This is a genomic window from Kitasatospora acidiphila, assembly GCF_006636205.1.
In the GTDB taxonomy this organism is placed as follows: Bacteria; Actinomycetota; Actinomycetes; order Streptomycetales; family Streptomycetaceae; genus Kitasatospora; species Kitasatospora acidiphila.
Map to the genome: position 1 here is coordinate 4786789 of NZ_VIGB01000003.1, position 22251 is coordinate 4809039.

Here is a 22251-nt window from a genome sequence, read left to right on the forward strand (position 1 = left end):
TGAATGGTTACCCTCAAGTGAGCATGCTGGCAACCCCTGAACCCGTGTCAGACTGGCCGGATGCAGGAGAGGCCCGAACCACGCCTGGTGGACGATGTCGCGACGCTCAAGGCGCTGGCCGACCCGGTCCGGCTGGCGATCCTGAGCGTCCTGCGCCGCCACGACCCGCAGCCGCTCACCGCGAAGGAGCTGGCCACCGAGCTGGACGAGCCGCAGACCAAGCTCTACCGCCACCTCAAGCAGTTGGAGAAGGTCGAGCTGATCGAGGTGGCCGGCACCCGGCTGGTCTCCGGCATCGTGGAGAGCCGCTACCGGGCGCGCCAGACGGGCCTGAGCCTGGCCCCTTCGATCTTCGCCGCCGGCACGCCCGAGCGGCCGGAGGCACTGGCCGCGCTGCTGGCCGCGATGGATGCCTTCCGGCGGGACTTCGAGCAGGACTTCCTGAACGACCGCATCGACCTGACGCTCCCCGAAGACGGAGCCCCCGGATTCTTCGCCCACAGCACGTTCCGGCTCGCCCCCGAGCACGCGGCCCGGCTGCGCGTGGGGCTGCGCGAGCTGCTGGCCGAGGCGACCCGCGACGAGGTGGGCCCCGAGGAGGACGGGGTGGAGGTCAAGCTCTTCGCCATCCTCTACGGCGGGCAGCCGTAGCGCGGCCGTACGGGTGGTTCACCGACGCCACCAGCGAGTGGCTCGGCTGACTGGACGTTAGATCGTGATTCCTTCTTGTCACATCGTGTGCACAGGAGGGTCCCATGACCGCGAGCTCGCCACGGACCGGCCGCCCCAACCGTCATCGGCGCAGCCGTCGGCGCCGTCGGACCGTGGTGGTCGCGGCCGCGCTGACGACCGGCCTGGGCCTGGGCTTCGGCTGGCTGCAGACCGTCTCGCAGGCGCAGCAGACTCCGCCGACCTGGACCGACGGCCACCACGCCGTGCTGCGCTCCGGGCTGGGCGTGGACCTGACCTTCGCCCCCGCACCCGGGGTGACCGGCCGCGCCGGCGCCGGGACGCTGGGCAGCGCCGCACCGTACACCGACGGCGTCGACGCCAAAACGGCCGCCGAGCTGTTCCGGATGACCGAGGACCACCCCGCGGCGGACGGCTCCTGGCGCACCCTGGGCACCCTGCGGCTCACCTTCTCCCGCCCGGTGCGCAACCCCCGCCTGCACCTCAGCGGGCTGGCCGGCACCGTCGGCGGCACCTCATCGGCGCTGCGGCTGACCGTCACCGGCGGCACCCCGAGCGCACCGGCGCCGGCCGCCCGCTCGCCCTGGCGCGGCTGGACGGTGGCCGACGGCGCATTCGCCCCGGCAGCTGAGGACGGCACGGCGGACGCCACGCTCGACCCGGCCGGCAGCCTGGAGCTGGACGGCACCTTCACCACCGCCACCCTGCGCGTCGACCGGCGCGACACCGCGGCGCCCGGCAGCAGCGCCGCACCGCCGGCGCTGCACCCCGCCGTCACCGTGACCGTGGACGAGGCACTGGGCAGCGCACCCGCGAGCTACGGCGACGCCTCGCACGTGATCTCCGACCTGTTCCTCGGCAGCGACGCGATCGGCCCGGCCCCGCGCACCGGCCTGGCCAACCGCAGCCGGCATCCGCAGCCGGCGCCGCCGCAGCGGGTGCTGGAGTTCCGACCCGGCCGCGCCGAGCACACCGCCAACGACCCGGCGCTGAGCTTTCCGGCGTCCGTCCAGGCCGGCCGCTACTACGACGTGACGGTGCCGGTCAGCCCCGGGCGGGCCGGCGCCACCCTGGCCGGCTGGATCGACTTCCGCCACGAGGGCAGGTTCGACAGCGCCGAGCGCGCCCAGGTGGAGGTGGCGCCCGGCGCGGGCAGCGCGACCCTGGAGTGGCTGGTGCCGGCGGACGTGTCCTCCGGCGACACCTGGGCCCGGCTGCGGATCGCCCGCGACCCGGCACAGGTGGTGGCACCGGACGGGCCCGCCGACGCGGGGGAGGTCGAGGACCAGGCCGTTCACCTCCGTGTCACGGCCGCCAAGCCGGAGATCACCAGCCCGGTGGCCGGCACGCGGACGAGCGATCAGAAGCCCGACGTCAAGGGTGACAGCGGGGTGCCGGGCGGCTCCGTGCTGGTGCGCGACGGCGCGACGCCGCTCTGCCAGGCGCCGGTCGCCAAGGACGGCAGCTGGGACTGCCGTCCCGACATGCCGCTGGCACCCGGTGACCACCACCTGGCGCCCGTCCAGGCCGGCGGCAACGGGACGGCGGAGGCCGGCGCCCCGGTCGGGCTCGCGGTCGACACCGCGCCGCCGTCCGCACCGAAGCTCACCGTGCCGGCGTACACCAACGACCCCGAGCAGCCGATGACCGGCACCGGCGGGCCCGGCTCGATGATCGTGGTCACCGACGGCGGGTCCGACAACGAGGTGTGCCGCACGGCGGTCCGGGCCGACCGGTCCTGGAGCTGCCTGCCGGTGGAAGACCTCAGCGAGGGGTCGCACCAGCTCACCGTCACCGCGTCGGACCTCGCCGGTCACACCAGCGCGGGCGGCACGGCCACCATGATCGTCAAGACCACGGCACCGGCGAAGCCGGTGATCACCGCGCCCGCACCGGGCCAGGACGTGCACGAGCCGCGCCCCCAGCTGGCCGGACCGCCCCGAGCGCGGCAGTCGCCCCGTCGAGTGCGGTCGCCTCGCCGAGCGCCGGCGGCCCGTCAAGTGCGGCAGCCGGTTCGAACGGGAGCGGCGCCACGAGCCGTGCCGTAGTGGCGGCTGCCGTCCCCAGCGAGGACGCTGGCCCGGCCCTGGGCGGCAACGCATCGGGGAGTGCCACCCCGGCCGCAACCGCCGAGGCATCGGCGGCGAGTCCGTCGGCATCCGGTGCGCCTGCTGACTCCCCGGCAGGGCCGGCCGTCCCGGTGCAGGTGCCGACTGCGCAGCCGGGTGCGGCGACCGCATCCCCCAGGTGGCCTCGTCGGCATCCGCCGCCGTCCCGTGCGCCGCGGCATCGAGCGGCTCGCCGGCGCCCGTTGTCGCCGACCAGACCACCGCTGCCTCCTCGCCCGCCGTCGAGCCGGTGGCACAGTCCGACGCGCTGCCGCCGCCCGCGGATCGGCTGACGGGAGGTCATGCCTCGCTCGGTGGCTGGCGCGCGGCGACGTGCGGGGTGTTCCTGATCCTGGCCGGCCTGACCCTGATCGCCCGGCGCATGGTGGCTCGCGGGCCGGAGAACCGGCGGGACTGAACCCCTGTGTCCGCCGTCCGCCGACAGGTGGGTGAAGCGTCCCTTCCCGGTGGGGCGGCGGGAGCTGTCGGAGCGTCAATGAGCTGGCGCTCCATCAGTGGATGCACCGCCAGTACCTTTTGACACGCCATTGCCCAAATGTCGCATTTGCTGACCTATGTACCTAGCCTGGGCTTTCGCACTGTCCGTCAGATCCGGTCGGCAGTGCCTGCCGCGCCGACCCTGAGGAAACCCGCATGGACGCCCAACGCGATTCCGCCCGCCGCCCGCTCGCCGGGGCGACCTCGTTGCCCAGGGTGGCCCTCCCGAACACCGAGTCCCCGATCGCCGAGGACCCCGCCCCCACCGAGCCGCAGCCCGTCATCCGTCCACAGCTTGTGGACAGCCGGGCCGAGGTGGCCGCCCGTCGCCCGCCGAAGGTGGCCCCGGGGCTGCGGGAACGGCCGGCGCTGGTGCTGCCGGGCTGGGTGGCGCTGCTCGCCGTGCTGCTGGCGCTGGGCTCCGCCGCCTTGGTGCTGACCCGGGTCGGGGTGATCCCGCGCTTCGGGGGCTCGCCCGATCTGCGGACCGCGGCAGCTCAGCAGGCCGACGGTGCGGTGGTGACCGACACCGCGTTGGTCGCGGTGACCGCCGCCGGCCTGGTGGTCCTGGTCTCGCTGGCCGGCCTGCTGGCCAACGGCAGCGGTGAGACCCGGGTGCTCAGCCGCTGGGGCCGCTACCGGGGCACCATCCGGCGAGCCGGGCTGGTCTGGGTCAATCCGATGCTGCGGCGGCGCCGGGTGGACGTCAGGCTGCGGCACTGGCGCAGCGAGCCGGTGCCGGTGACCGACCGGGCCGGGATCCCGATCGTGGTCCGGGTCCTGGTGGTCTGGCGGATCAAGGACACCGCCCGGGCGGTCTACGCGGTCGGCGACCACGAGGCCTACCTGCGCGAGCAGATCCACGCGGTGCTGACCCGCACCGCGAGCACGCTGCCCTGCGACAGCAACTCCACCCCCGGCCCCGCGCTGCGCGACGGGCAGTGGTTCGCCGACGAGCTCAGCCGGGGGCTGGCCGCCGAGGTGGCGCCCGCCGGTCTGGAGGTCTTCTCGGTGCAGCCGGTGGCGCTGGACTACGCGCCAGAGGTGGCCGAGTCGATGCGCCGCCGCCGGCTGGCCGACCTGGACGCGAGCCTGCGCACCGTGCTGGTGGACGACGCGGTGGAGGCGGCCGCCCTCGCGGTCCGCCGACTGGAGCGGGCCACCGCTCAGGAACTCGACGAGGCGGCCCGCAGCGCCCTGATGGAGCAGCTGCTGGTCGCGTTCGTCGCACCCGCCGGGGTGGCGAGCACGCTGCTCGGCACCATCCCGGCACCGGCCGCCCGGGCAGCCGCCGCGGTGGGCGTCCCCAGGGACTCCCGCCACGGTGCCCACAAGGAGGGGAATCGCGCGTGAAGACAGCCACCGAACCCGGACTGATCGGCTTCGAGGAGCGGATCGGCGAGCTGCCGGTGCCGCAAGGCTGCGACTGCCGGTCCTGCCGCTCGTAGGCGGGCACGGCACGGCTGCGGAGCAGCCTGCCGGCCGCGCGGGCGAGCCGAATACAGCAGCTCAAGGGGGTCCGGGGGCCTGCCTGGCGACCACCGTGCTGGCCGGGGCCGGAGTGATCGGCCTCGGGCTCGGCGCGGGCACCCCGAAGCGATGCGCCCCGCGTCCCGGCAAGCAGGTCCGGATCTCCACCCTCGGCAGCGGGTACTGCCCGACCCACATGGGCCGCCCGTAGACCGTGTCAATCCGCCATCCGAGCTGCGGCGTTCCCGCTCACACCGGTGGACGGGAACGCCCGGCCGTGTTCCCGGAGAACGGCGGGTGGCCGGTACCGGTCCGGGGACGGTGAGTCACTCCGGCGAGGGGTCCGGGCTGTCCCGGGGCCCCGGCCATTGGTTAGAGTCCCGTCCCATGGCTGAGAACAACTACGAAGACAACGCCGGCAACACCCAGATGTTCCGGGCCTTTGTGGAGACCCCGCCGGCCCAGGAGCGGGCCAATGTCTCCGTGCACCGCAGCAGCGGCGGCGGTGGCGGCCGGACCGGGATGATCGCGCTCGGTGCGATCGTCGCGGTGGTGGTCGTGGTCGCGGTGGTCTGGCTCGCCGTCAAGTAAAACGTCCGAAGGGTCACCACGCGGAACGCTGTCCGGGCGCGGGTCCGGTTCGTACTCTTGGTCGGACGCGGCGCCACCGAACCGCCGCGGCCGACCCAGGAGGACCCAGGTGATCGAGCAGTCCGCGCAGTACCAGCAGCCCGCGCCGGCGGCAGCCGAGCTGGCCGCCCGGAGCCTGGGCCTGGCCGGGGCGGTCAACGCCCGCGACCTGGGCGGCTACCGCACCGCGGACGGACGGGTGCTGCGCAGCGGGGTCGCGCTGCGCAGTGACGGGCTGCACCGGCTGCAGGAGGCGGACCTCGAGGTCTTCGCCGCGCTCGGGGTGCGGCACGTGGTGGACCTGCGCAGCCTGGACGAGGTGCGGGAGGCCGGTCCGGACCGGGTGCCCGGCCTGCCGGTGGCGGACGTCTCCGCGGTCGAACTCTCCGCCGAGCCGCTGAGCGTGACCGCCGACGGTCCGGGCGGCATCACCCTGCACCACCTGCCGGTCTTCGCCGCCGACTTCGACATCTATGTGGCGCTGCGCGACGCGCTGGCCGACCGGGACCCGGTGGCCCAGCGGGCGCTGCTCGGTGACGGCCGGATGGCCGCGACGATGACCGGCCTCTACCGCTGGTTCGTCACCGACCCGGTGGCCCGGGAGCGGTTCGCCGCGGTGCTGCGGCTGCTGGCCGCCCCGGACGCCCCGCCCGTGCTGTTCCACTGCACGGCGGGCAAGGACCGCACCGGTTGGGCGGCCGCGCTGGTGCTCACCGCGCTGGGCGTGGACCGGGCCACGGTGGTGGCGGACTACCTGCTGACCAATGTGCGCTCCGGCGCGATCGTCGACCAGATCGTGGCCAGCTTCTACCATCGCGGCCTGATGGAGGACCCGTCCCTGCTGCTGCCGATGTTCCGGGCCGACCAGGCCTATCTGGCGGCCGCCTTCGAGGAGGTGGCCGCGGGATGGTCCGGCTTCGAGGAGTTCTGGCGGGCCGGCCTCGGCCTGGACGACGCCGTGCTGGCCGGCCTGCGCAAGAACCTGCTGGGTGACGACGACTGAGTGGCCGTCACCCGGATGGGCGTCAGCTCTCGCTGGTCAGCCCGTCGCGCAGCTGGGTGAGGGTCTTGGTGAGCAGCCGGGAGACGTGCATCTGGGAGATCCCGATCTCCTCGCCGATCTGGGACTGGGTCAGGTTGCCGAAGAAGCGCAGCATGATGATCCGGCGCTCCCGGGCCGGCAGCTTGGCCAGCAGCGGCTTCAACGACTCCCGGTACTCGACCCCCTCCAGGGCGAGGTCCTCGTAGCCCAGCCGGTCGGCCAGCGGTCCGTCACCGTCCTCCTCGCCGGGGCCGGAGTCCAGGGAGCTGGCGGTGTAGGCGTTGCCGACGGCCAGGCCCTCGACCACCTCCTCCTCGCTGACCCCGAGGCTGGTGGCGAGCTCGGCGACGGTCGGCGAGCGGTCCAGCCGCTGGGCGAGCTCGTCACCCGCCTTGGTCAGCGCGAGCCGCAGCTCCTGCAGCCGCCGGGGCACCCGCACCGACCAGCTGGTGTCCCGGAAGAAGCGCTTGATCTCGCCGACCACGGTGGGCATCGCGAAGGTGGGGAACTCCACCCCGCGCTCCGGGTCGAACCGGTCGATCGCCTTGATCAGGCCGATGGTGCCGACCTGGACGATGTCCTCCATCGGCTCGTTGCGGCTGCGGAACCGGGCCGCGGCGTATCTCACCAGCGGCAGGTTGAGCTCGATCAGGGTGTCGCGGACGTAGCCGTGCTCCGCGCTGCCCGGAGTCACCGTGGCAAGCCGCCGGAAGAGTGAACGGGAGAGGGTGCGGGTGTCCAGTGACGGCTCCTGCGGCGGCGGCATCGGCGTCCGCTCAGGAGCGTGCTCAGGCGTGTGCTCAGGAGCGTGCTCGGCAACCGCCGTACCACCGTGGATCTTCGCGCTGTCCAACTCCGCGGACATGCACCCACCCCCTTGTGACAGGTCGGACCGGAGCCGCCGCTCGGCTCCGGATGCGCGCCGAGTGATCGGCGCCCCCCAATCGCTTGCTTACCGGAACAGCGCGGGCGGCAAACCCGAACGTCACCAGATGTCACCCGTCGGAAACACCACGCGACGCGACCTGAGACTCATTCTTCCCAGGAGTTTCCGGTCCTGAGCCTGGTCAAGATCCTGGAGAGCAGCCGGGATACGTGCATCTGCGACATGCCGAGCTCGCTGGAGATCTGCGACTGCGTCAGGTTGGCGAAGAACCGCAGCATCACGATCCGGCGTTCCCGCTCGGGCAGTTGCACCAGCAGGTGGCGCACCATGTCGCGGTGTTCGACGTCGGTGAGTGCCGAGTCCTCGTAGCCGAGCCGGTCCAGCAGGGCCAGGCCGCCCTCGTGCTCCTGGGCGGCCTCCAGCGAGGCGGCGTTGTAGGCCCGGCCGGCGTCCAGGCAGGCCCGCACGTCCTCCTCCGGGATCCGCAGGCTGGCGGCGATCTCCGGCACCTTGGGCGTGCGGCCCTGGGTGACCGTCAGCTCCTCCATGGCGCCGCTGACCTGGACCCAGAGCTCCTGGAGCCGCCGGGGCACGTGCATGGTCCGCACGTTGTCCCGGAAGTAACGTTTGATCTCCCCCAGGATGGTGGGCAGCGCATAGGTGGGGAACTGCACGCCGCGGCTCGGGTCGAAGCGGTCGATGGCGTTGATCAGGCCGATGGTGCCGACCTGGACCACGTCCTCCATCGGCTCGTTGCGGCTGCGGAAGCGGGTGGCGGCGTAGCGCACCAGGGGGATGTTGATCTCGATCAGCGCGGCCCGCACCTGCTCGCGCTCGGGTGCGTCGGCGGGCAGCTCGGCGAGCCGCTCGAAGAGCACCCTGGTCAGGGTGCGGACGTCGATCGGGCCGCCGGCCTCGGTCGGGTCGTCCGCCGTGGCACCGCCGTCCCGGTCGGCCGCGCGCTCCAGGCCGGGGTCCGCGCCGGTGTCCGGCTGGCTCTCCTGGATCGGCACCGGAAGCGCCACCCCCTCTTCGTTCACCGCCTCGCCCTGCCCGGCCAAATCGGTCATAGCATCACAAGCCGGGCGTGCTTCGATCAAGCACCGGGCTCAGGCGTGTTGACGGACCGTCGGCTCGGGTGGGGCGGTGAACGGGAGGCGGGCGGGGGTCAGACCTCGAAGTCGGCGACGACCAGGGTGGCGATCGCGCGCCACTGCTCGGCGACCGCCACATGGGCCGGGTGGGTGGCGTACACCTTGAGGGCGTCCTCGTCGGCGAACAGGCTGTTGAGCGCGAAGTCGTAGGCGACGTCGCGCGGGCTGAAGTTCCAGCCGCACTGCCACTCCAGCAGCTCGGGGATCTGCCGGTCGAGGCCCTCGAAGCCCTGGGCGGCGGCCTGGGCGCGCGGGTCGTCCTTGGTGACGCCTTCGTTGAGCTTGAACAGGACCAGGTGGCGGATCACGGGACGCTCCTTGCGGACATGCGGGGTAACGGACTGACGGACCTGGTCACGCTACTCGACGCCGCGGCGGAGGCCCGCCCCGGCGGCTACTTGATCAGCCCGGTCATGAAGTCGCCGATCGACTTCGCGGCCTCGGAGACCCCCTCGAAACCCGACTGGACCAGCTCGGCCGCGCGGGCGGGGGAGTGAATGATCGTGTACCCCACGAAAATCAGCAGCAGATACATGCCGATCTTTCTCGCCTGTGCCATCGAACCGCCCACCTCCACCGTCGGTCACGGCCCCGCGCACCCGTGAACGCTGGCGTTCGCACGGCGACCCCTCAGCGCAGCTTATCCACCGATCGGCGCAATGGGGTGAGCAACGCGTTCACTCGCAAGGACCAAGGTCCCCCGGGCCGGGGCCCTTGTGCGGATGCCGGGGAGCGGGGTGCGGGGCAGGATGGTTGACGTACCGAGGATCTGGCAGGAATCCCGGGTACGTGGGTCCGGAGGTCCCCGCTGTGGGACCGGGCGCCGTGCTTCCCCCCGATGCGGCGCCGGTTGGGGACCTCCGCACGGGGAGCCGCCCGACCCCCCGGGGCGGCTCCCCCCAAATCACAGGGCTTCACCGGTGGGTACAGCTTCACCGCTGGGTACGGCTTCATCGCTGAGTGAAGCGCACCTCGGCCTCCGGGGCCAGCCCCAGTTCCTCGCCGGTGATCGGCTCCCCGGTGCTGATCAGGATGTTGTAGTGGTTCGGGAAGTGGCAGGCGTCGAAGCCGAGTACGGTGCCGACCGGCCGGCCGCCGATCCAGACCGTGTCGCCCCGGTCGATCACCCCGGCCCGGGAGATCTCGGTGAAACCCAGGAACCCCACCCGGTCCACCCGGGTGCCCGGAGTGCCGTCCGCGACGTCCGTGGTGACCAGCTCGTGCAGCTCGCCGGCCCGGACGCAGCGGCTGGCGTACGGCTCCACCGTCATGCCGCGGTCCTCCCGGCGGTGGATCAGCACCTTCACCAGCTCGCCGGCCACCGGCCGCTTGGCGCCGTCCTCCTGGCGCTCCGCCGTCATCGGGCTGGGGGGCATCGAGCCGGCGGTCATCGGGCAGCCTCCTGGGGGACGCGGATCGCGGGGTGGGTGGCGCCGGTGTCGGCCGTTCGATAGGCGGCGTGCACCAGGTCGAGGGCGTGCGCACCGCCGTCCCGGTGGGCCGAGGGGTCGTCGAGCGCGGCTCCGAAGGCGGTCAGGATGCCCCGGTACTCGTGCCAGAGCGACTCCTTGAAGCCCGGATGACCGGCCAGCAGATCGGCCTGGCGGACCGTGCCGTCGGCCATGACGAGCCGGACGTCCTTCAGCTCGCCGGGGTAGGACCAGTCCAGCTCGACCCGGGCCCGCGCCGGGTGCGGCCCCTCGGCGACCAGGTCGATCACCGCCGCCCGGTCCAGCCCGGCCGCGTCCCGCTCGATCTCGGCCCGGGTCACGGTCAGCTCCGCCTCGCCCAGGCAGCGGCGCACCAGGTCGAAGGCGTTCGGGCCGTTGTCCGCCACGCAGCCGCCGCCGCAGCGGGCCGGGTCCAGGTACCAGCGGTCCTGGCCGACGTGCTCCTCGATCCGCTCCAGGTAGCGCACCCGCACCTGTCGGACCGGCTGGTCGAGACCGGCCAGCAGTTCCAGCAGCGGGGTGTTGTAGCGGCGGTGGAAGGCGGTGAACAGCGGCGTGCCGTGCTCGGCGGCCAGGGCGGCCAGCCGGGGCCCGTCGGCCGGGTCGATCGCCAGCGGCTTCTCCACGCAGACCGGCACCCCTGCGGTCAGCAGGTCGCGGCAGAGCGGGGCATGGGCGTCGTTCGGCACCGTGAGCACCGCGCCGGCCAGCTCCGGGTGGTCCGCGAGCAGGGCGTGGTGGTCGCGGTAGGCGGGCGTTCCGGCGGCCCGGTGCGGGGCGAGCGCGGCCTCGTCCAGGTCGCAGACGGCGGCCAGCTCGAAGGCCGGGTCGGCTTCGATCGCGGCCAGGTAGAACCGGGAGATGACGCCCAGTCCGATCACGGCCACCCGGCGTGCGGGCAGTCGGCGCGCGCTCATTCGGCGGCCGCCTGCGGCGTGGCGCCGATCGGCCGCGGCGGGGTCAGCGCGCAGTCCGCGGCCAGCTCGGTGAGCTCCTGGAACCGGGCCGGCGCCAGGTGCACCCCGCCGATCAGCTGACGTTCGGCCAGCTCGCCCTCCGGGTGGCCCGGGTAGCCGACCGGGTTGGCCGGGTCCACCGGAGGACAGTCCAGCAGGGTGCCGAACAGCTCGCCGGCCTGCCGGGCGAAGTCCTGGCCGTCCCGGAGGGTGCCCGGGGCGATCGCCAGGGCCAGGTAGCCGATGTCGTCGTCGCGGCCGCCGGGGCGCCCGTCGCCGGTCAGCGCCGCCCGCTCCGGGCCGAGTCCCGCCCCGGCCAGCAGGGCGCCCAGCACCTCCACCACCAGGCCCAGGCCGTAGCCCTTGTAGGCACCGGTCTGCGGGCTGCCGCCGAGCCAGAGCAGATGGGCCTCGCCGCGGTCGAAGGCGGCCGGGTCGGTGACCGGGTCACCCTGCTGGTCGGCCAGCCAGCCCGCCGGGATCTGCTGGCCGGCCCGGGCCGCGGCCCGTACTCGCCCGGTCGGCACCGCCGTGGTGCTCATGTCCAGCACGAACGGGTGCAGCCGATCGCCGGCCGGGGCCGCGACGCTCAGCGGATTGGTGCCGAGCAGTGCGGTGCGGCCACCCGGCGGCCGGGCGATCCGCTGCCGTCCGCAGTTGGCAGCGACCAGGCCGATCAGGCCGCGCCGCGCCGCCCGCAGGGTGTGGAAGCCGGCGCAGCCCAGGTGGGTCGCGCCGCGCACCGAGACCAGGCCGACACCGTGCCGCTCGGCCCGCTCGACGGCCAGGTCCATCGCCGCCGGCGCCGCCCACAGGCCGAGCGCCCGCCGGTCGTCCAGCAGCACCGCGGCGCCGAGGTCGGCCAGCACCTCGGGCTCGGCGCCCGGATCGGCCCGGCCCTCGTCGAGCAGCGGCAGGTAGAGCCGGGTCAGGTTGACCAGGCCGTGCGAGGTCAGCCCGGTCAGATCGCCGTAGAGCAGCGCCTCGGCGGCGGTCCTGGCCCGGGCGGCGGGCAGGCCGCGGGTGGCGAACACCTCGGCGGTGAAGCGCAGCAGCTCCGGGTAGCGCACGGTCACCCCGGGCCGGGGTCCGGGTGGCGCGGTGCCCAGCCGGGCGCCGTCGCCCTCGGCGTGGTGGGTGGTGAGCGTGGGTGTCAGCGACATGCGGTGCTGGCCTCCTGGGTCTCAATGAGCGGGGCTGGTGGTGTGGTGGGCGACGCGGGGCGGCGGGACGGGGCCGGCGCAGTCGGTGTCGAAGGCGGCCAGCAGGTCGCGCACCGACCGGGCGAAGGCGGCCAGCTCGGCGGTGTGCACGAACTCGCCGTCCGCGTGGGCGCGGTTGCCGGCCAGGGTGCCCGGGCCGAGCACCGCGGTGTGGGTGCCCGGGTGGCCGGCCAGCCAGATCGCGTCGCAGGTGAAGCCGGGTTCGTCGGCCGGCCACTCGGCGATCCCGGCGCCGGCCAGCAGCTCGGTCAGCCAGGCGTCGCCGGCCGTCGGCGCCAGGGCGGGCAGACCGCGCTTGAGCCACTCCAGCCGGGTGATCTCCGCGGCGTCCACTGCGGTGCGGGCCAGCAGCGGGTTGGCGGCGAACCGGTCGGCGAACGCCCGCAGCCCCTCGGCCAGCCCCTCGGTGACCGCCTGCTCCAGGCGGGCCGCGGTGGCCGGGTCGGGGTAGGCGAGGTTGAGCAGCAGTTCGCCCCCGCCGTAGACCCGGTTGTGCAGCCGGCCGGTGTGCAGGCCGGCGATGCACAGCCGCCCGTCGCCCGGGGTGATCGTGCCGGCCAGGTGCTGGGCCAGGAAGCCGAGCAGCACGGTGGCGTTGTGGCCGGCCCCCGGCTGGTCGTCCACCGCGTCCTGGCCGTGCGCGGTGATCCGGGCGGTCATCGCGGCGGTGCAGCGGGTCAGGGCCCGGTTGCCGGTGGGCTCGCAGAAGACGTTGAGCCGGCCGTAGTGCCCGGCGGCCACCAGCGGCCGGGTGCCGATGGTGCCCAGCGCCCCGCCCTCCTCGCCGGCCACCGCCTGCACCAGCACGGCGATCCGCTCGGCCAGTCCGGGCCGGGCGGCCAGCGCCGCCCGCACCCCGGCCAGCAGGGCGACGGCCGGCCCCTTGGCGTCCACCGCGCCGCGGCCGTGGAAGGTGCCGCCGGTCGGTCCGTCGACGAACCGCACCGGCTGCCCGCCGGCCACGGTGTCCAGGTGCACGTTGAACATCACGGTGCGCTCGCGCGGGGTGTCCGACGCACCGAGCCGCAGCAGCAGCGAGGGCTGGTCGGCGAGGAACGCGGGGTCGGCGGCCGCGGCACGCACCGGCAGTGGCACGTCCGGGAGTTCGGCCCAGGCCCGGCCCGGCGCTTCGTGCCGCAGCACCGCGAAGCCGCATTCGGCGGCGGCCGCCGCGGCGTAGCCGCGCTGGGCGTCCCAGAGCCGCGGGGCGTGGGCCGGATCCTCCAGCGGCCCGGCGGTGGGCAGGGTCAGCAGTTCCAGCAGCAGCCGGCGGTCGGTCGGGGTCAGCACGGCGGTGTCCACTCCAGTCCGGCGGCGGTGCCCCGCCAGCTGCCGCCCGCCGTGGCCGCCGCGGTCTCGGCCAGTTCGCGCAGCGCCTGCCCGCAGCGGGCGAAGGCGGCGCGGCAGGCGGTGGGTTCGTCCCGGTGGCCCTCGTGCGGGCGGACCGCGACATGGGGTTCGATCGACCAGTGGCCCTGGTAGCCGGCGGCCAGCAGCAGACGCAGGCAGTCGGCCACCTCGGCGTCGCCCTCGCCCGGCGTCCGGTAGGCCACCGCGTCGCCGGACAGCCGCACCGCGTCCTTCACCTGGACGTGGCGCACATACGGTGCCAGCGGGCGCAGCAGCTCCAGCGGGCGGTAGCCGTGGGCCGCGCCGTTGCCGGTGTCGAAGAGCAGCCCGAAGGCGTCGCTCCCGGCCGCGTCCAGCAGGCGCAGTGCCCGGTCGGCGTCCCGGCCGGCCCAGCCCGAGCAGTTCTCGTGCAGCAGCACCACGCCGTGCCGCTCGGCGCTGCGGGTCAGCACCCGGATCCGGCGCAGCACCTCGCGTTCCCAATCGTCCTGTGGGAGGCCGTCGTTGGGGTAGGACATGATCCGCAGGAAGCGGGTGCCGAGTGCCGCGCAGCGGTCCGCCAGCAGCGCCAGTTCGTTCAACTCCTGGTCGAGGTCGCAGGAGACCGGGCGGGCCCAGCCGCCGATCCGGGATGCGACCACAGGTACTCGCAGGCCGGCCTCGGCGATCCGGGCGGCGGCCCGGGCGAACGCGGGGCCGCTCAGCAGGTCCAGCGGCTGGCCGTCCACCGAGCGCAACTCGATGGCCTGCCAGCCGAGTTCGCGGGCGGCGGCAAGCTGGCCGGTCAGGTCGGCGGCGGCCTCGTCGGTGATCCCGCAGTAGTCGATCCTCCTCCAGCCCACGGCCGGGGGTGCCTCCGTGATCGGTCTCGCCGGCGGGGAGTTGCCGGTGGTCTGCTCGGGCGACAGCTCAGTGGACACAGGACAACTCCCGTTCGGTCGACTCGGGTGGTCGGATGACCAGGTCCGCACCGCTGAGCCGCTTGGCATCGCTCAGCAGGCGGACCGCCCTGACCTGTGGGTCGAACTCGCCTTGCGGTGGCAGCGGGCCGGCCAGGAAGCGGGCGTAGGCGCGGCGCAGGTAGCTGCTCAGCGCATCGTCGGGAAAGATCTCGCGGCTGTTCAGACCCCGTCCGGTGAGCCGGAGTTGGGCGTACTCGTCGTCGGCGCTGCCGGGGTAGTGGCCGATCGCGGTCCCGTTGGCGAAGCGCAGTGCGATCCGGCGTTCGCGCACCGGTGACATCAGGTCCGAGACGATCTCGGTGCGCACGCCGCCGTGGTGGGCCAGCACCAGCCGGGCGCTGCCGAGCGCGGGGCGCAGCTGGTCGCCCACCCGCAGGTCCCGCCAGTCGGCCCGCAGCACCTCCGCGTCGCCGGCCAACTGCAGTGCCACGCCCAGCGCGTGCGGGATCTCGATGTCGAAGGCGGTCGGGTGGCCGTCGGTGGTCAGCGAGCGGCGGAACCGCGGCTTGTGCTGGCGCACCGAGATCCGGCGCAGCGCGCCGAGTTCACCGCCGCGCACCAGTGCGGTCAGGCGCTCGGTGAGTGTGCTGGCCAGCCACGGGGCCACCACCGCGACCTCCAGGTCGAGGCGGTGCACCAGGTCGGCCAGGGTGTCCAGATCGGCCGGGTAGGCTGCGAGCGGCTTTTCGACGATCAGCCGCCGAAAGCCCAACTCGGCTAGTTCGGCAACGAGTTCGGCGCGGCGCTGGGGTGGCGTGCAGATGTGCACCACGGTTCGGGCCGGGTCGAGCACCTTGCAGGCGGCAGCCGGTGAGGGCATTAGGCGCAGGTCGGGGGAGTCGGGTAATGCGGCCGGGCTCGGGTCGACGGCGAGCAGTGGCGCATCGGCGAACAGCCGTGCGGTTTCGTGTCGCAGTCGCAGCAGCACCGGCAGGTGCAGCCCGGCACCCGCTCGGCCGAGGCCGATGATGAGGGTGCGGAACATCGCGCGGTGCCACCTCCTGGGCGGTTCGGGGCCCATGGGTTCAGGCCGGATCGGAACGGCGACAGGGTGCCGATCAATCTGACGGCAAGTCAACTCACTCTGGGCGCTTACCTTCACTAAAGAGTGGTTTATGAGTAATCAGCACTCTTTTGACGGTATGCCGCTGGACAGTCGACGTAGCCTCGGTCCCCAATCCGAGCCTTCGCCGCCGCCAGGCCGGGGAGGCTTCGTCCTGAGAGGGGAAGCGTTGCAGCCATCCACCGCAAACCCCGGCGCGCTGCCCAGGCAGCCGGCCGGGCGCCGACCGGTGCCGTTCTTCACCCAGGCCCGCACCTTCGAGGAGCTCTGGCCGCTGATCGAGCGGCGCGCCGTGGAGGTGCTGGACGACGGCAAGTTCTCACACGGCCGCCAGGTCGCCCGACTGGAGCGGGCGTTGGCCGAATACACCGGCGCCCGCCATGTGGTCGGAGTCAACAGCGGCACCGATGCGCTGGTCCTGCTGCTGCGGGCGGCCGGGCTGCGGCCCGGCGACGAGGTGGTGGTGCCCGCGTTCAGCTTCGTCGCCTCGGCGAGTTCGGTGGTGCTGGCCGGCGGCCGGCCGGTCTTCGCCGACATCGACCCGCAGACCTATGCGCTGGATCCGGCGGCACTGGAGGCAGCCGTCACCGAGCGGACCAGGTTCGTGATGCCGGTCCACCTGTTCCACCGGCTCGCCGATCTGCCCGCGCTCTGCGCGGCGGCCGGCCGGCACGGCCTGACCGTGGTGGAGGACAGCGCCGAGGCGATCGGGATGCGCCTGAGCGGGCGCCACGCCGGGCTGTTCGGCGCCGGCGGGGTGCTCTCCTTCTTCCCGACCAAGACGCTGGGCGCGATCGGCGACGCCGGCGCGGTGCTCACCGACGACGACCAGATCGCCGCCACCGCGGCCGCGCTGCGCCACCACGGCCGGTTCGGGCGCACCATCGGCGACTTCACGACGATCAACACCGGCTCCACGCTGCCCGGTTGCAACAGCAAGATGGACGACCTGCAGGCGGCCGTGCTGCTGGCCAAGCTGACCAGGCTGGACGCCGACATCGCCCGCCGGGCCGAGCTGGCGGCCGCCTACGACGAGCGGCTGGCCGATGCGCCGGGGGTGCTGCGCCGGCCGCCGGTGGGCGGTATCGAGGGCCAGGTCTTCTACGTCTACCTGATCGAGACCGCGCGCCGCGACGAGCTCGCCGCCTACCTGGCGCTGCACGGGGTCGAGACCGAGGTCTACTACCCGTCACCGCTGCCGCTGCAGCCCTGCTTCGCCGAACTCGGGCACCGGGCAGGCGAGTTCCCGGCCGCCGAAGCAGCCTGCACCCGCACCCTGGCGCTGCCGCTCTACCCGGAGCTGGAGCTCGACCAGGTCGACACCGTCTGCGAACTGATCCGAGCGTTCCATCGGGAGAACGAGTGAACACCGCCCAGTTGACCGAGATCCCGTTCTTCCCGCCGGACCTCTTCGAGGGTGACCGGGCCGAACTGCTGCGCCTGCTCCGCCAGATCGGCACCGGTCCGAGCCAGCGGTTCATCCTGGGCGAGCAGACCGCGCTGCTGGAGCGGGAGTTGGCCGAGCAGCTGGGTGCGGCCGACGTGGTCGCCTGCTCCAGCGGCACCACCGCGCTGACCATGGTGCTGGCCGCGCTGGAGGTCGGGCCGGGCGACGAGGTGGTGGTGCCGGCCTTCGGCTGCGCCCCGCTGGCCGCCGGCGTGGTGCAGGTGGGGGCCCGGCCGGTCTTCGCCGACATCGACCCGTGGACCATGGTGGCCGACCCGGCGGCGATGGAGCGGCGGATCACCGGGCGGACCAAGGCGCTGATGCCGGCGCACCTGTTCTCGGTGATGGCCGACATGCCGGCCTTCCAGGCGCTGGCCGAGCGCCACGGGCTGCGGCTGGTGGAGGACTCCGCGGTGGCCCAGGGCGGGGTGCTGGCGGGCCGGCCGGCCGGGCTGTGGGGCGAGGCGGGGGTCTACTCCTTCGTCCAGGTGAAGACCTTCGGCATGCCCGGGGAGGGCGGCGTGGTGGTCACCCGGGACGCGGAGATCGGCCGCACGGTGCGGATGCTGCGCAACCACGGGCAGGACGGCAGGGTCCGGTTCCGGCACCACCGGATCGGCTGGAACAGCCGGTTCGACGAGCTGCAGGCCGCCTTTCAGAGGCACCGGCTGCCCGGCCTGCCGGCCCGGCTGGAACGGCGGGCCCGGATCGCGGCGTACTACACCGAGCGCTTCACGCCGCTGGCCGGGCGCGGGGTGCAGCCGCCGCCGCCCGGCACCGAGGGGCGCTGCTACTACGTGTACACGGTGCTGGCCGAGCGGCGCGGGGCACTGGCCGCCCACCTGCGGGCGCACGGCATCGCGTCGCACGCCTACTACCCGCAGATCCTGCCCCGGCAGGAGGCCTTCGCGCCGTATGTCCAAGCGGGGGACAGCTGGCCCGCCGCCGACCGGGCCGCCGAGCGAGCACTGTCGATCCCCGTCTATCCCCATTTGACGGATCGCCAGGTGGAGTACATTGCCGATGTTGTGTGCGATTTCGCCGTCAGTTGAACGAAGTTGATGGATAGTCATCATTTTCTTGGCCCTGACGGGTGATGCTCGCGCGGAGTCCGTCGGGGCCGCCTTATGGGTGAAGAACGTTCACCGTCCGAGTGAAGTCCGGGATCGGTCATTCGGGACTTTTTTGCGCCGGATCCGGTCAAGAGCCCAAGTGCCGCAAGGGCTGGCGGTGTGCCGAGTCCACCGACCCGCCGATGACACGGAGAGTGACGAAAAGCGGCCGGGCTGTGATCGACTGGCGCCGAGCTCGGGCATCCGGCCCGACATGTCCTAGGAGGACCCATGCAAATCACGGCCAAGCGCTCCGTCGCCATTGCGGTCGCCGGTCTGGTCGTGGGCACGGTCGCTGCCCTGAGCGTTCCGGCCCTCGCGGACAACGCGCCCGCGACCCCGAACGCCACCAAGATTCCGGCGATGACCCTGGACTTCGCCGGCACCAACGGCGAGGCCGACAGCCCGCAGGTGGTCGGGGCCACCTTCGGCGGCCGCGCCGTCGTCAAGGACACCAGCGGCAACAAGGTCGGTGAGGCGTTCGACGTCTGCGCCAAGGACGCGATCAACACCAAGTCCGACGTGGTGTTCTGCACCGGCACCATCAACACCAAGGAGGGCAAGATCTCCTTCAGCGCCACACTGCCGATCAGCGACGACGCGGCCAACCCGGAGCGCGCCGCCGAGACCGGCGTGGTCAACGGCGGCACCGGCAGCTACGAGGGTGTCACCGGTCAGGTCACCTTCACGCCGCGGGCCCAGGGTGTGTTCGACGCCACCTTCAGCTGAGCCCAGCACAGTTCCACCGGGGAGCCGTCGATCCGTCGACGGCTCCCCGTCTGCTGCCACCTTGCCGTTCGTGACCGGAGCACCCCCGATGACCGCCTATGCCATGGCCGAGGCCACCGACCTCGCCGGCACCCAACTGCGCGCCCTGCGCGAGGCCTACGACCCGTACACCACCGAGCGGTTGGCGGACACCGGAGTCGGGCCCGGGTGGCGCTGCCTGGAGATCGGCGCCGGCGACGGGAGCATCGCCCGCTGGCTGGCCGACCGGGTGCTGCCGGGCGGTGAGGTGCTCGCCACCGACCTGGACACCAGGCGGCTGGCATCCGGCGCCGGCTTGCGGGTGCTGCGCCATGACATCGGCCAGGACCCGCTGCCCACCGGCGAGTTCGACCTGGTGCATGCCCGGTTGGTGCTCCAGCACGTGCCGAACCGGCGGGAGGTGCTGGCCCGGCTGCGGACCGCGCTGCGCCCCGGTGGTTGGATCCAGATCGACGAGTTCGACACCTCCTACGCCCCCGCGCTGCTCACCCCCGACGCCGCCGCGGCGCGGCTCTACGAGGCCTATCTCGCGGCCAAGGAACAGCTGTTCGGCGCTGCCGGCGGCCGGGTGACCTGGGGGCGCGAGTGCGCCGCCGAACTGCGCGACGCCGGATTCGAGCAACTCGACCCGCAGCCCCGGATCTTCCTCTGGCGGGCCGGACACCCCGGCCTGGAGCTCCAGCTGTGCCTGCTGGAGATGCTGCGCGACCGACTGCTGGCAAACGGTTTGACCGAGCGCCAACTCGGCGGGCTCGCACACCTGATGAGCGATCCGCAGTTCGCCGCCTGCTCGCCGGTCGTCTACTCGGTGCAGGCCCGCCGAGCCTGACCGGCCCATTCGACACCCCACCTCACGAAGAGGATTCCCCACCGTGCTGGACACCTTCGCGCCAGTCGGGCGGTACCGGCCCACGGCCGCGTCCTGGCGGGCCTACGTCCGCCTCGCCAAGCTGGACGTCTACGACTACTACCTGGCCACCCCGCTGCTGCTGGCCATGCTGCTGCCCGCCCACCCGCTGACCGGCCGCGGCTGGGCGGTGATCGGGCTCTTCCTGGTCGGCGGGATCGCCATGTTCGCAGGGCTGTGCTCCCTCGACGACGTGACCGGCTACCGGGACGGCAGCGACGCCGCCAACTACGGCCCCGACGCGCCCGCCCGCCGACTGGCCCGCAAGCCGCTGATCGCCGGCACGCTGACCGAGCGGCGGGCCGTGCGGTTCGCCTGGTGGGCGATCGCCGCGCAGTTCGGCTGCTGGGGGCTGGCGTTGGCGATCGCGCCGCACCGGCCCTGGTGGGCCGTCGCGGGCACGGTCGGCTGCCTGTTCGCCGGCTTCCAGTACTCCTGGTGGCTGCGGCTGAGCTACCGGGGCTGGCAGGAGTTCCTCCTCGCCTTCTACGGCTGGGTCTTCGTGCTCGCCCCCTACGGGCTGGTCACCGGCCGGGTCGAGGGCTTCGCGGCGGTGCTGGGGCTGGTCTTCGGGCTCGGCCCGCTGCTGTTCGGCGTCTACTCCAACGTCAACGACATCGCGGGCGACCGGGCGGTGGGCCGGCGCACCGTGGCGGTGCTCGCCTCGCCGGCCGGCAACGCGGCCTTCATCGCGGCGCTCTGTCTACTGGAGGCCGCACTGCTCCTGGCACCAGCTCAACTGGGCTACGCACCAGGCTGGTTCGCGGCCCTGATGGCTCCGGTGATCGCGCTGCGGGCCGGTCAGTTCACGCTCGGCCTGGTGGCCGGCTCCCGGGAGATCCTGCGGGCCCGCCGACTCGGCATCCACACCCACCGGGTCTGCACCGCCCTGCTGGTGGCCGCTTGCCTGATCAACGGGGGTGCGGCATGAGGCTGTTGCGCCCGCGGCCGCTCGACTTCGGCCCGCTCATGGAGACCCTGGCCGACCGCGGCTCGCCCACCACCGTCCGACTGAGTCGCCCGCTGGACCTCGCCCCGGACGCCGGCTGCGTCTGGACCATCCCGCAACTCGCCGAGCTGGTCCGGGAGATGTCCGCCGCGCTGGCCGCCGCCAAGGTGCGACCCGGCGACCGGGTGGCGATCCACAAGCGCAACCACTGGGACTACGCGCTGCTGGCCGCCGCCGCCGCGCGGATCGGCGCAGTGCCCGCGCTGATCTCCGGAGTGCTGCCGCCGGACGCGCTGGCGGCCCTGCTCGCCCGGCTGCGGCCCGCGCTGCTGCTCTCCGACCGGGCCACCCTGGCGGGCGCGGCCGACCGGCCCGCCGTGCCGACGGTCTGCCTGGACGGGGCGATGCCCGGCAGCACCGCACTGGCCGACCTGCGCGGCGGCGCCGTCCCCGCCGTCCACCGGCGTGCGGACGACGAGCCGCTGGTGATCATGCACACCTCCGGCACCACCGGGGTGCCGAAGCTGGTGGTGCACTCCACCCGCAGCCTGGTCCGCCGGATCACCGGGTTCGAGGCGCGCCCCTGGCCGGTCACCGCGCTGCGCTCCTCGGACACCACGGCGAGCGCGGTCTCCTTCGCGCACGGCCGGGCGGTTTCCTGGACCATCTCCACGCTCTGGGGCCGGCCGGAGAACGCCCTGCTGCTGGCCGACGACGGGCCGGCCGCCGTCCGACTGCTGCGCGCGCACCCGCCCACCATCGTGGAGGCGGCGCCCGCCGTCTACCAGCACTGGCAGCCGCTGGCCGCCGAGCCCGACGGCCCGTTCGCCCGGGGGCGCCTGTTCATCAGCACCTTCGACGCCGTGCACCCGCCCACCGTGCGGGCCTTCCTCGACGCCAGCGACCGCCGGTTCCCGGTCTGGATGCAGGCCTGGGGCCAGAGCGAGACCGGGCCGCTGAGCTTCCGCTTCTTCGTGCGCCGCTCGCTGGCCCGGCGCGACGAGCGCCACCCCACCACCCGCGACCTGGGCCGGCCGGTGCCCGGCTGGGTCGGGCTGCGGGTGGTCGACCCGGCCACCGGACGGCGACTGCCGCGCGGCCAGGTGGGCCTGCTGCAAGCCCGGGTACCCGGACTCTGCCAGGGCTATGTGGGTGAACCCGAGCGGTGGGCCGCCAAGCGCGACGGGCGCTGGTTCAGCACCGGCGACATCGGGACGCTGACCAGGACCGGCGGGGTACGGGTGCTGGACCGCGAGGTGGACATGATGCCGGGGGCCAGCTGCGTCGAGTTGGAGGACGTGCTGCACGAGCGGCTGCCGGAGGTCGAGGAGGCCGTGGTGCTGGGCGCCGGGCCCGGGCAGCCGGCGCTGCCGCTGCTGGTCACCCGGGACGGCCTGCTCGACCCGGGCCGCTGGCAGCACGCGGTGCGCGACCTGCCGCCGCTGGCCGAGCCGCTGCTGCTCGGCTGGGAGGCGCTGCCCCGCACCGGCACCGGCAAGGTGCGCCGCAACGTACTGCGCGACCGCTATCTGGCGGACACGGCGCGGTACGGCAGCGGGCAGTGGACCTGATGCCGCGTCAGGCC

The 22251-nt window shown here is 73.7% G+C and carries 22 protein-coding genes; 12 read left to right on the forward strand and 10 right to left on the reverse strand.

The genetic code is table 11. The features are described from left to right. Positions 1-60: 60 nt before the first annotated feature. From E6W39_RS22625 to E6W39_RS22650, 6 genes are all read left to right on the forward strand, one after another. Positions 61-651 (forward strand): ArsR/SmtB family transcription factor, encoded by a 591-nt coding sequence (locus E6W39_RS22625; protein WP_141635083.1) that lies wholly within the window; start codon positions 61-63, stop codon positions 649-651. A 104-nt stretch (positions 652-755) separates the two neighbouring features. After that, positions 756-2738, forward strand: a complete 1983-nt coding sequence (locus tag E6W39_RS22630; protein WP_141635084.1) for an Ig-like domain-containing protein — start codon at positions 756-758, stop codon at positions 2736-2738. A 199-nt stretch (positions 2739-2937) separates the two neighbouring features. Continuing rightward, positions 2938-3216, forward strand: coding sequence for a hypothetical protein (locus tag E6W39_RS22635; protein WP_141635085.1), 279 nt, complete (start codon positions 2938-2940; stop codon positions 3214-3216). 236 nt (positions 3217-3452) lie between these two features. Then, the gene (locus E6W39_RS22640) at positions 3453-4649 is read left to right on the forward strand and encodes an SPFH domain-containing protein (protein WP_141635086.1); all 1197 of its coding nucleotides are present in this window, start codon (positions 3453-3455) and stop codon (positions 4647-4649) included. 504 nt (positions 4650-5153) lie between these two features. Then, on the forward strand, positions 5154-5357 hold the full coding sequence (locus E6W39_RS22645) for a hypothetical protein (protein WP_141635087.1): 204 nt from the start codon (positions 5154-5156) through the stop codon (positions 5355-5357). A gap of 109 nt (positions 5358-5466) precedes the next feature. Further along, positions 5467-6399 (forward strand): tyrosine-protein phosphatase, encoded by a 933-nt coding sequence (locus E6W39_RS22650; protein WP_181799395.1) that lies wholly within the window; start codon positions 5467-5469, stop codon positions 6397-6399. A 22-nt stretch (positions 6400-6421) separates the two neighbouring features. Here E6W39_RS22650 and E6W39_RS22655 read toward each other — a convergent pair whose 3' ends face one another. The 10 genes from E6W39_RS22655 to E6W39_RS22695 form a co-directional block, all read right to left on the reverse strand. Further along, a complete protein-coding gene (locus tag E6W39_RS22655) occupies positions 6422-7303 on the reverse strand; it encodes an RNA polymerase sigma factor SigF (protein ID WP_141635089.1) in 882 nt (293 codons plus the stop codon). A gap of 167 nt (positions 7304-7470) precedes the next feature. Next, a complete protein-coding gene (locus tag E6W39_RS22660; RefSeq protein ID WP_228718291.1) occupies positions 7471-8394 on the reverse strand; it encodes an RNA polymerase sigma factor SigF in 924 nt (307 codons plus the stop codon). Between the two features lie 98 nt (positions 8395-8492). After that, complete coding sequence (locus E6W39_RS22665; RefSeq protein WP_101380866.1) at positions 8493-8786, reverse strand: Dabb family protein; 294 nt, start codon at positions 8784-8786, stop codon at positions 8493-8495. Between the two features lie 86 nt (positions 8787-8872). Then, positions 8873-9037, reverse strand: coding sequence for a hypothetical protein (locus tag E6W39_RS39590; RefSeq protein ID WP_180356483.1), 165 nt, complete (start codon positions 9035-9037; stop codon positions 8873-8875). Between the two features lie 391 nt (positions 9038-9428). Further along, positions 9429-9869, reverse strand: coding sequence for a DUF6917 domain-containing protein (locus E6W39_RS22670; protein WP_228718292.1), 441 nt, complete (start codon positions 9867-9869; stop codon positions 9429-9431). Beyond that, positions 9866-10846 carry a Gfo/Idh/MocA family protein gene (locus tag E6W39_RS22675; protein ID WP_141635090.1) on the reverse strand — a complete coding sequence of 327 codons (981 nt, stop codon included), beginning with the start codon at positions 10844-10846 and terminating at the stop codon, positions 9866-9868. Before E6W39_RS22675 ends, E6W39_RS22670 begins: the two co-directional genes overlap by 4 nt. Continuing rightward, on the reverse strand, positions 10843-12048 hold the full coding sequence (locus E6W39_RS22680) for an Ldh family oxidoreductase (protein ID WP_141635091.1): 1206 nt from the start codon (positions 12046-12048) through the stop codon (positions 10843-10845). The genes E6W39_RS22675 and E6W39_RS22680 overlap by 4 nt, the downstream gene beginning before the upstream one ends. Before the next feature lie 21 nt (positions 12049-12069). Next, complete coding sequence (locus tag E6W39_RS22685) at positions 12070-13398, reverse strand: M20/M25/M40 family metallo-hydrolase (RefSeq protein ID WP_228718293.1); 1329 nt, start codon at positions 13396-13398, stop codon at positions 12070-12072. Beyond that, a complete protein-coding gene (locus tag E6W39_RS22690; RefSeq protein WP_220140252.1) occupies positions 13392-14378 on the reverse strand; it encodes a sugar phosphate isomerase/epimerase family protein in 987 nt (328 codons plus the stop codon). The genes E6W39_RS22685 and E6W39_RS22690 overlap by 7 nt, the downstream gene beginning before the upstream one ends. Then, the gene (locus tag E6W39_RS22695) at positions 14368-15405 is read right to left on the reverse strand and encodes a Gfo/Idh/MocA family oxidoreductase (protein WP_141635094.1); all 1038 of its coding nucleotides are present in this window, start codon (positions 15403-15405) and stop codon (positions 14368-14370) included. The genes E6W39_RS22690 and E6W39_RS22695 overlap by 11 nt, the downstream gene beginning before the upstream one ends. Positions 15406-15652: 247 nt before the next feature. Here E6W39_RS22695 and E6W39_RS22700 point away from each other — a divergent pair, with 247 nt between their 5' ends. The 6 genes from E6W39_RS22700 (at position 15653) to E6W39_RS22725 (ending at position 22237) form a co-directional block, all read left to right on the forward strand. After that, positions 15653-16849: a DegT/DnrJ/EryC1/StrS family aminotransferase gene (locus E6W39_RS22700; protein WP_228718294.1), complete on the forward strand. Its 1197-nt coding sequence runs from the start codon at positions 15653-15655 to the stop codon at positions 16847-16849. Next, a complete protein-coding gene (locus tag E6W39_RS22705) occupies positions 16846-17982 on the forward strand; it encodes a DegT/DnrJ/EryC1/StrS family aminotransferase (RefSeq protein WP_228718295.1) in 1137 nt (378 codons plus the stop codon). The genes E6W39_RS22700 and E6W39_RS22705 overlap by 4 nt, the downstream gene beginning before the upstream one ends. A 291-nt stretch (positions 17983-18273) precedes the next feature. Continuing rightward, positions 18274-18771: a hypothetical protein gene (locus tag E6W39_RS22710; protein WP_141635095.1), complete on the forward strand. Its 498-nt coding sequence runs from the start codon at positions 18274-18276 to the stop codon at positions 18769-18771. Positions 18772-18841: 70 nt separating this feature from the next. Next, the gene (locus E6W39_RS22715) at positions 18842-19639 is read left to right on the forward strand and encodes a class I SAM-dependent methyltransferase (protein WP_220140253.1); all 798 of its coding nucleotides are present in this window, start codon (positions 18842-18844) and stop codon (positions 19637-19639) included. A 43-nt stretch (positions 19640-19682) separates the two neighbouring features. Then, on the forward strand, positions 19683-20648 hold the full coding sequence (locus tag E6W39_RS22720; RefSeq protein WP_228718296.1) for a UbiA family prenyltransferase: 966 nt from the start codon (positions 19683-19685) through the stop codon (positions 20646-20648). Beyond that, positions 20645-22237 (forward strand): class I adenylate-forming enzyme family protein, encoded by a 1593-nt coding sequence (locus tag E6W39_RS22725; RefSeq protein WP_141635096.1) that lies wholly within the window; start codon positions 20645-20647, stop codon positions 22235-22237. Before E6W39_RS22720 ends, E6W39_RS22725 begins: the two co-directional genes overlap by 4 nt. Positions 22238-22251: the final 14 nt, after the last annotated feature.

Bases quoted from the DNA above. Each gene is read 5' to 3' on its own strand.
- E6W39_RS22625 (WP_141635083.1), top strand. From the start codon at position 61: ATGCAGGAGAGGCCCGAACCACGCCTGGTGGACGATGTCGCGACGCTC.
- E6W39_RS22630 (WP_141635084.1), top strand. From the start codon at position 756: ATGACCGCGAGCTCGCCACGGACCGGCCGCCCCAACCGTCATCGGCGC.
- E6W39_RS22640 (WP_141635086.1), top strand. From the start codon at position 3,453: ATGGACGCCCAACGCGATTCCGCCCGCCGCCCGCTCGCCGGGGCGACC.
- E6W39_RS22645 (WP_141635087.1), top strand. From the start codon at position 5,154: ATGGCTGAGAACAACTACGAAGACAACGCCGGCAACACCCAGATGTTC.
- E6W39_RS22655 (WP_141635089.1), bottom strand. From the start codon at position 7,303: ATGTCCGCGGAGTTGGACAGCGCGAAGATCCACGGTGGTACGGCGGTT.
- E6W39_RS22660 (WP_228718291.1), bottom strand. From the start codon at position 8,394: ATGACCGATTTGGCCGGGCAGGGCGAGGCGGTGAACGAAGAGGGGGTG.
- E6W39_RS39590 (WP_180356483.1), bottom strand. From the start codon at position 9,037: ATGGCACAGGCGAGAAAGATCGGCATGTATCTGCTGCTGATTTTCGTG.
- E6W39_RS22670 (WP_228718292.1), bottom strand. From the start codon at position 9,869: ATGACCGCCGGCTCGATGCCCCCCAGCCCGATGACGGCGGAGCGCCAG.
- E6W39_RS22675 (WP_141635090.1), bottom strand. From the start codon at position 10,846: ATGAGCGCGCGCCGACTGCCCGCACGCCGGGTGGCCGTGATCGGACTG.
- E6W39_RS22680 (WP_141635091.1), bottom strand. From the start codon at position 12,048: ATGTCGCTGACACCCACGCTCACCACCCACCACGCCGAGGGCGACGGC.
- E6W39_RS22695 (WP_141635094.1), bottom strand. From the start codon at position 15,405: ATGTTCCGCACCCTCATCATCGGCCTCGGCCGAGCGGGTGCCGGGCTG.
- E6W39_RS22710 (WP_141635095.1), top strand. From the start codon at position 18,274: ATGCAAATCACGGCCAAGCGCTCCGTCGCCATTGCGGTCGCCGGTCTG.
- E6W39_RS22725 (WP_141635096.1), top strand. From the start codon at position 20,645: ATGAGGCTGTTGCGCCCGCGGCCGCTCGACTTCGGCCCGCTCATGGAG.